Genomic DNA, 5,000 nt, shown 5'->3' with positions numbered 1-5,000 from the left:
CTTGGTATGCTCTACCTGACCACCTGTGTCGGTTTCGGGTACGGTCTATACGGTGGAGCTATTTCCTGGAACCGCTTCCTCGCCCATCCAATCCAATAAGAATGAACAAGTTACGCAATCCGTCACTACCACCAGGCCCACGAATATTAACGTGGTTCCCATCGACTACGCATTTCTGCCTCGCCTTAGGGGCCGGCTAACCCTGCTCAGATTAACTTTAAGCAGGAACCCTTGGTCTTTCGGCGAGGGGGTCTCTCACCCCCTTTATCGTTACTCATGTCAACATTCGCACTTCCGATATCTCCAGCAGCCCTCACGGGTCCGCCTTCACAGACTTACGGAACGCTCCGCTACCACACATACTTGCGTATGTATCCTCAGCTTCGGTGCATGGCTTTAGCCCCGTTACATTTTCGGCGCAAAGACCCTTATTTAGACCAGTGAGCTGTTACGCTTTCTTTAAATGATGGCTGCTTCTAAGCCAACATCCTGGTTGTTTTGGGATCCTCACATCCTTTCCCACTTAGCCATGACTTGGGGACCTTAGCTGGAGGTCAGGGTTGTTGCCCTCTTCACGACGGACGTTAGCACCCGCCGTGTGTCTGCCGAGTAGTACTCCCAGGTATTCGGAGTTTGGTTAGGATCAGTAAGACGGTGAGTCCCCATAGCCCATCCAGTGCTCTACCCCCTGGGGTATTCGCTCGACGCTCTACCTAAATAGATTTCGCGGAGAACCAGCTATTTCCGAGTTTGATTGGCCTTTCACCCCTAGCCACAAGTCATCCCAATCTATTGCAACAGATGCGGGTTCGGCCCTCCAGTTGGTGTTACCCAACCTTCAGCCTGCTCATGGCTAGATCACTCGGTTTCGGGTCTAATGCAACTAACTCAATCGCCCTGTTCAGACTCGCTTTCGCTGCGCCTACACCTACCGGCTTAAGCTTGCTAGTTACACTAAGTCGTTGACCCATTATACAAAAGGTACGCCGTCAGGCTTGCGCCCTCCGACTGCTTGTAGGCATCCGGTTTCAGGTTCTATTTCACTCCCCTTGTCGGGGTGCTTTTCACCTTTCCCTCACGGTACTTGTTCGCTATCGGTCATGCACGAGTACTTAGGCTTGGAGAGTGGTCTCCCCATGTTCAGACAGGATTTCTCGTGTCCCGCCCTACTCTAGGACAATGCCTGTTCTACGCCTACGGGACTATCACCCACTATCGTCGAGCTTTCCAACTCGTTCGGCTTTATTCAGCATTGCCACTGGCCTGGTCCGTGTTCGCTCGCCACTACTTACGGAGTCTCGGTTGATGTCCTTTCCTTCAGGTACTTAGATGTTTCAGTTCCCTGAGTTCGCTTCTAACCCCTATGTATTCAGAGTTAGATACCTTATTGTTGATATCTAGAAACCATTCCGGTCGTCCTTGCGGACAACCTCCAGCTCTGTTTCGTCTTCACGCTGTCGCATCCTTCGGATGCCGCGCTCCAGACAGGGCGCCAAACAATTGGCGACGCGCTCTGCGCTGTACTGCTGTCACACTCAAAGCTTGAGCATGCCACCCATACAGGCCAGAGGCCGTCGCTGCTCGTGCAGCGCGCAATCGCAGTGCCAGCAAGTCAAAGACTTGCGTACGGCACGTGAGATCAAACACATTCTGGAAGATCATTCCGACAGGAATGATTTTCTAGATATCTAAGGTGGGTTGCCCCATTCGGAGATCCATGGATCAAAGCTCATTCGCAGCTCCCCACGGCTTATCGCAGCGTATCACGTCCTTCTTCGCCTGTGCATGCCAAGGCATCCACCAAATGCCCTTACGACACTTAATCGTTCTCATTGCCTATGCTCATCATCTTTGCTGGATCGGACAAACCCTAAAGTCTGCAGAACCAGCATGCGCAGGCTACCTTTTACAACCCGCGCTTTCTAACAATGCCATCGACGTGTTCGACCAGGACGCTTTATTGGAACCACGCCGAGCGGTTCACTTGCGCCTGGTCTTTAAGACCAGCTTCTCGAGATTAAATCCGGGTCCGTGCGGTTAGCAACCGGACATCAGTATCCTGTCAGAGACCCTTTTCGCTCACGCTTGTTCGGACCTTGCGGTCCGCTCTTCGCGGGGGCGCCAGACGATTGGCGACGGACGCTGTCCTGATTAAGGGGCGGCCTACCAAAAGCTTGGGGATCAACAACAGAACGACCAGAGTGACAAGCTTCCTACCTCTTCCGATCCCTCTTTCGTATCCGGCCGGCTAGGCCATCGACGACATCATTGGAACCGGCATCGGACATGAACCACCTTATCGGTAATCCATACCTGGAAGCCTCCAGATCAATCTTCTCTTCACGATTTTTGCATAACAGGCACAAACGCTGATCGCGTCGTGCAAACTTTTATTTCTTCAAAGGATATGTGTTCCGACACTCGTCTCGACACCAATGTGTATTGGTGGAGCTGAGCGGGATCGAACCGCTGACCCCCTGCTTGCAAAGCAGGTGCTCTCCCAGCTGAGCTACAGCCCCAACCATCACAAACACCTGACGTACTTGCCGTCAGGATCAGCTTAAAACCATTGATCTCCGATAAAGGACGATAGTCCGTCGGCCATCGCTGGCCGGCCCGTCCGGAGCATAAGGGTCGTAAAGACCCATACATGCGCCAGGACAATATATGGTGGGCCCGGGTAGACTCGAACTACCGACCCCACGCTTATCAAGCGTGTGCTCTAACCAACTGAGCTACGGGCCCATCTCGATGTATCGGCACACCAACCAAAGCCAAAAGCTTCAAGATCAGTCCACCCATACAGGACGATAGTCCGTCGCCGGACGTCCGGCGCGCCTCGCGCAGGGCAGCACCGAAGGTGCGAACGGCCCGTGAGCGCAAAGGAACACGCAAACCAAATGGTTCAATATCCTTTTGAAGAAAGAGAAACGTAGTCGGCGGTATCCGCCATACCGAAAGCGTAAGGCCTGAATGAACAGGCCACCGTCGGCGTATTGCGTTTGCGATCGTGACCTGACTGGTCCGATCTATGTTCTAAAAAGCATAAGGAAAGCTCATACCGGGGAACATCCGAAGATGTCAGCCGGTCGTCTTGCCATTCCAGGCTTCCTTAGAAAGGAGGTGATCCAGCCGCAGGTTCCCCTACGGCTACCTTGTTACGACTTCACCCCAGTCGCTGACCCTACCGTGGTTAGCTGCCTCCTTGCGGTTAGCGCACTACCTTCGGGTAAAACCAACTCCCATGGTGTGACGGGCGGTGTGTACAAGGCCCGGGAACGTATTCACCGCGGCGTGCTGATCCGCGATTACTAGCGATTCCAACTTCATGCACTCGAGTTGCAGAGTGCAATCCGAACTGAGATGGCTTTTGGAGATTAGCTCGGGATCGCTCCTTCGCTGCCCACTGTCACCACCATTGTAGCACGTGTGTAGCCCAGCCCGTAAGGGCCATGAGGACTTGACGTCATCCCCACCTTCCTCTCGGCTTATCACCGGCAGTCCCCTTAGAGTGCCCAACTGAATGCTGGCAACTAAGGGCGAGGGTTGCGCTCGTTGCGGGACTTAACCCAACATCTCACGACACGAGCTGACGACAGCCATGCAGCACCTGTCTCCATGTCCCCGAAGGGAAAGGTAAATCTCTCTACCGGTCATGGGATGTCAAGGGCTGGTAAGGTTCTGCGCGTTGCTTCGAATTAAACCACATGCTCCACCGCTTGTGCGGGCCCCCGTCAATTCCTTTGAGTTTTAATCTTGCGACCGTACTCCCCAGGCGGAATGTTTAATGCGTTAGCTGCGCCACCGACAAGTAAACTTGCCGACGGCTAACATTCATCGTTTACGGCGTGGACTACCAGGGTATCTAATCCTGTTTGCTCCCCACGCTTTCGCACCTCAGCGTCAGTTATGGACCAGTAAGCCGCCTTCGCCACTGGTGTTCCTGCGAATATCTACGAATTTCACCTCTACACTCGCAATTCCACTTACCTCTTCCATACTCAAGATACCCAGTATCAAAGGCAGTTCCAGAGTTGAGCTCTGGGATTTCACCCCTGACTTAAATATCCGCCTACGTGCGCTTTACGCCCAGTAATTCCGAACAACGCTAGCCCCCTTCGTATTACCGCGGCTGCTGGCACGAAGTTAGCCGGGGCTTCTTCTCCGGATACCGTCATTATCTTCTCCGGTGAAAGTGCTTTACAACCCTAAGGCCTTCATCACACACGCGGCATGGCTGGATCAGGCTTGCGCCCATTGTCCAATATTCCCCACTGCTGCCTCCCGTAGGAGTTTGGGCCGTGTCTCAGTCCCAATGTGGCTGATCATCCTCTCAGACCAGCTATGGATCGTCGCCTTGGTAGGCCTTTACCCCACCAACTAGCTAATCCAACGCGGGCTCATCCATCCCCGATAAATCTTTCCCCATAAGGGCGTATACGGTATTAGCTCCAGTTTCCCGGAGTTGTTCCGTAGGGTTGGGTAGATTCCCACGCGTTACTCACCCGTCTGCCGCTCCTTGTTGCCAAGGCGCTCGACTTGCATGTGTTAAGCCTGCCGCCAGCGTTCGTTCTGAGCCAGGATCAAACTCTCAAGTTGAGAATCCAATCCGTGACTAAATCACTCGTTCTGAATCGACGAGAACTCACTAATGTCTCTCAAACCAATCATCCGCTTCACAGCAGGATAACCAGCCGATCCCCCAATCCAAACACCCGAAAGCGCAAGAACCAAAGAGACCAAAAAGAAACAAGGTGTTCTCTTGTCAAAACGTGACCGTCACTTTGTCTTCTAAAGACAGACCCCTAAAGATCCGTCCGCGGAAAACCGCCGACCACGTTTCTCTTTCTTCTCATATTCAATTGTCAAATAACCGACACATCGTCAAACTATGACAGACACGTCTTCAATCCAGGACCCAACCGTTAAAACCGGCCCATCAGCAAAATGCCAATCTCTCTTGGATTTCTTCAGAACGAAGAACTTCGTCGCTAGCAGCG

The 5,000-nt window shown here is 53.0% G+C and carries 2 tRNA genes and 2 rRNA genes (1 of these 4 running past the window's edge); all 4 read right to left on the bottom strand.

Annotated features, from left to right (window positions below):
* A 23S ribosomal RNA gene (locus tag EPK99_RS25150) occupies window positions 1–1,825 on the bottom strand; it reaches 1,220 nt to the left of the window's first position.
* Between the two features lie 618 nt (window positions 1,826–2,443).
* Window positions 2,444–2,519 (bottom strand) — tRNA-Ala (locus tag EPK99_RS25145).
* A gap of 149 nt (window positions 2,520–2,668) precedes the next feature.
* Window positions 2,669–2,745, bottom strand: a tRNA-Ile gene (locus EPK99_RS25140).
* Window positions 2,746–3,116: 371 nt separating this feature from the next.
* Window positions 3,117–4,599: ribosomal RNA gene (locus EPK99_RS25135) — 16S ribosomal RNA — on the bottom strand.
* Together the 16S and 23S rRNA genes with 2 tRNA genes alongside form the textbook arrangement of a ribosomal RNA operon.
* Between the last annotated feature and the right edge of the window lie 401 nt (window positions 4,600–5,000).

The sequence above is a fragment of the Neorhizobium lilium genome (assembly GCF_004053875.1).
Lineage (GTDB): Bacteria > Pseudomonadota > Alphaproteobacteria > Rhizobiales > Rhizobiaceae > Neorhizobium > Neorhizobium lilii.
This window is presented reverse-complemented; position numbering and strand designations above follow the sequence as displayed.